The organism is Jeotgalibaca sp. A127 (assembly GCF_052266745.1).
Classification (GTDB): Bacteria; Bacillota; Bacilli; order Lactobacillales; family Aerococcaceae; genus Jeotgalibaca.
On record NZ_JBQPRC010000035.1, the window covers coordinates 1 to 536 of the forward strand.

The 536-nt window shown below is 49.8% G+C and carries 2 tRNA genes and 1 rRNA gene; all 3 read left to right on the forward strand.

What is annotated here, in order from left to right:
- Positions 1-101: ribosomal RNA gene (locus tag ACTVAI_RS11850) — 16S ribosomal RNA — on the forward strand; the annotation flags it as partial.
- Positions 102-198: 97 nt separating this feature from the next.
- Positions 199-272, forward strand: a tRNA-Ile gene (locus ACTVAI_RS11855).
- 41 nt (positions 273-313) lie between these two features.
- Positions 314-386, forward strand: a tRNA-Ala gene (locus tag ACTVAI_RS11860).
- Positions 387-536 lie beyond the last annotated feature (150 nt).

Here is a 536-nt window from a genome sequence, read left to right on the forward strand (position 1 = left end):
TAACCCCTTGTGGGAGCCAGCCGCCTAAGGTGGGACAGATGATTGGGGTGAAGTCGTAACAAGGTAGCCGTATCGGAAGGTGCGGCTGGATCACCTCCTTTCTAAGGAATAATCGGAACCTGCCAAGTTCATTCATTCTTGTTCAGTTTTGAGAGGCCAACTCTCATATACAGGAGAACCATCTTACCGGAATCTCTTGGGCCTATAGCTCAGCTGGTTAGAGCGCACGCCTGATAAGCGTGAGGTCGATGGTTCGAGTCCATTTAGGCCCATTCCTTTTTGGGGTACATCCTGTAAACTTCATAACCCATTTGGGGGCTTAGCTCAGCTGGGAGAGCGCCTGCCTTGCACGCAGGAGGTCAGCGGTTCGATCCCGCTAGTCTCCATTGTAACCTACGGGTTACATTATTTTGTTCCTTGAAAACTGAATACCATAACATGAAAGTAACAAAGAAAGACCAAAACATTTTACCGCGTCGGCCAGCAATGGCCGCAGCTTGACCACAGGTTAAGTGAATAAGGGCGCACGGTGGATG